This window comes from Mesorhizobium sp. M7A.F.Ca.CA.002.05.1.1 (genome assembly GCF_003998335.1).
Classification (GTDB): Bacteria; Pseudomonadota; Alphaproteobacteria; order Rhizobiales; family Rhizobiaceae; genus Mesorhizobium.
In genome coordinates this window covers 1-2,322 of the sequence record NZ_RZQI01000917.1, presented here as the reverse complement: position 1 = coordinate 2,322, position 2,322 = coordinate 1, and the positions used below count along the sequence as shown (strand labels likewise).

The window sequence follows — 2,322 nt, the reverse complement described above, 5'->3', positions numbered from 1 at the left end:
GAGCTGATCGGTCTGTGCGACCGCGTTGTCGTGGTGCGCGAAGGCAGGATCGCCGGCGAACTCGCCGCCAGCGAGCTCGGCGAGGAAGCCATCATCATGCTCGCCTCGGGCGTTCAAGACAGTTCAAATCAAAGGCAGGCCCAGAATGTCGCCTAGGGAATCAGGAGAAGCGCTCGTGCACGCCGAGATCAAGGCCGCCGGGCGGCGCATCAATTTCGCTCAGCTCGCCTCGATGCGCGAGGCCGGGCTGATCGTCATCATCCTGGCGCTGTGCATCGCCATGAGCTTCGCCTCGCCGCACTTCCTGACATGGGGCAATTTCCGCGCCATGCTGATGAGCTTTTCCATCGAAGGCATCGTCGTCGTCGGAATGACGATCCTGCTCATCGTCGGCGGCATCGACCTTTCCGTCGGCTCGGTCGTGTGTTTCTCGATGGTGGTCTCGGGTGCGCTGTTCCTTGCCGGCCTCGATCCCTGGACGGCAAGCCTGATCGGCATCGGCGTCAGCGCGCTGATCGGCGCGGCGATGGGCTTCTTCGTGACCGTGATCGGCCTCAATCATTTCATCACGTCGCTGGCGGCCATGGTCATCGTGCGCGGCATGTGCCTGGTGGTCACCAAGGGCACGCCGCTGTCGCTGTTCACCCTGCCGCCGGCCTTCAAGGCCATAGGCCAGGGCAGTTTCAACAACATCCCCTATGTCATCCTGATCTTCATCGTCGTGGTGGCCATCTTCGACTTCCTGCTGCGTCGCGCCACGGCCTTCCGCAAGGTTTTCTACACCGGCTCCAACGAGAAGGCCGCGCAGTTCTCCGGCATCCGGACCAATCAGGTGAAGTTCTGGGTCACGGTGCTGTGCTCGACGCTGGCCGGACTGGCCGGTGTCATCTACATGGCGCGCTTCGGCGCGGCGACACCGACCTTCGGCGCCGGCATGGAACTCAACATCATCGCCGCGGCCGTCATCGGCGGCGCCTCGCTCAATGGTGGCTCGGGCACCATCTTCGGAGCGATCCTCGGCATGGCGTTGCTGTCGGTGGTGACGAGCTCGCTTATCCTGCTCGATGTCTCGGTCTATTGGCAGGACATGATCAAGGGATGCATCCTGCTCGCAGCCGTATCGATCGATCACTTCCTGCACCGCAAGAAGTCCTGAACTCTAAAGGCACCGCAGCAAGACCATGGCCCCTCCCAACACCCGCGACGACATCGCCGCTGTTCGTCAAATGCACCAGGCGCTTGTCCTGCATTACGTCGAAGGCAAGACCCAGGCCGAGATCGCCGGGGAACTCGGCATCTCGCACGCGACGGTCAACCGGCTGATCAAGCGCGGCCACCAGCTCGGCCTCGTCGAGATCAAGATCAAGTCGCCGATCGACCATCTGGTCGACCTGGAAGCACGGCTGGTTGCGCTGGGCGGCATCGAGCGGGCGATGGTGGTGCCGTCGGTCTCCGAGAATCCGCACACGGCCCTGCAGCGGGTCGGCGAGGCGGCGGCTGGGCTGCTGCTCGACACCATCAAGGACGGCGACACGATCTCGATCACCGGCGGCAAGGGCGTCAGCGCGCTGGTCGCCGGTCTCAAGCCGGGGCGCCGATACGACGTCGAGATCATTCCCGCAACCGGCCTGGTGCAGGGCAAGCACTACACCGACGTCAACCACGTCGCCTCGCTGATGGCCGACAAGCTCGGCGGCCGCGCCTACCAGATCCATGCGCCGCTGTTTGCCGACACCGCGCAGCAGCGCGAAATGCTGATGGGCATCAGCTCCGTCGCCGACGTGTTTCGCAAGGCGCGCGAGGCGGATGTCGCGGTGGTGGGTGTCGGCTCCATCCTGACCGACGATTCCAGCTACTACGACCTGCATCCGTCCTCGAATGCCGATCGCCAGGCGATCGAGAAGTCCGGGGCGACAGGCGAGCTGCTCGCTCATCTCATCGACCGCCAGGGCAAGCTTTGCAACTACTCGCTCAACCGTTCGCTGGTCTCGTTGACGCTTGACGAGTTCGCGACCATCCCGCGCTCGATCGGCATTGCAAGCGGCCCCAGCAAGGTCGCGCCGATCCTCGCCGCCCTGCGCGGCAACCATCTCGACACCATCGTCACGGACGAGGCCACGGGGCTCCAGATCCTCGAGCTGGCCGAACAGGAGGTAGCATGAATTCTCGACAGATCCAGCGGCAGATCGGCAAGTCCGGCATATCGGCGTCGGCCGTAGGCCTGGGCACCTGGGCGATTGGCGGGTGGATGTGGGGCGGCACCGACGAGAAGGAGTCGGTCAGGGCGATCGAAGCCTCGATCGATGCCGGCCTCAGCCTGAT

The 2,322-nt window shown here is 64.2% G+C and carries 2 protein-coding genes and 1 pseudogene; all 3 read left to right on the top strand.

Translation table 11 applies throughout. The annotated features are described in order from the left end of the window. The first annotated feature begins 232 nt into the window (after positions 1-232). Positions 233-1,156 (top strand): ABC transporter permease, encoded by a 924-nt coding sequence (locus EN939_RS30495; RefSeq protein WP_236383556.1) that lies wholly within the window; start codon positions 233-235, stop codon positions 1,154-1,156. Positions 1,157-1,181: 25 nt separating this feature from the next. Then, positions 1,182-2,162 carry a sugar-binding transcriptional regulator gene (locus tag EN939_RS30490; RefSeq protein WP_127271366.1) on the top strand — a complete coding sequence of 327 codons (981 nt, stop codon included), beginning with the start codon at positions 1,182-1,184 and terminating at the stop codon, positions 2,160-2,162. After that, a pseudogene (locus EN939_RS30485) lies at positions 2,159-2,322 on the top strand (aldo/keto reductase); the annotation flags it as partial. The gene EN939_RS30490 and the pseudogene EN939_RS30485, both read left to right, overlap by 4 nt.

Excerpts from the sequence above, each read along its gene's own strand:
- EN939_RS30495 (WP_236383556.1), top strand. The coding sequence starts at position 233 with ATGCGCGAGGCCGGGCTGATCGTCATCATCCTGGCGCTGTGCATCGCC.
- EN939_RS30490 (WP_127271366.1), top strand. The coding sequence starts at position 1,182 with ATGGCCCCTCCCAACACCCGCGACGACATCGCCGCTGTTCGTCAAATG.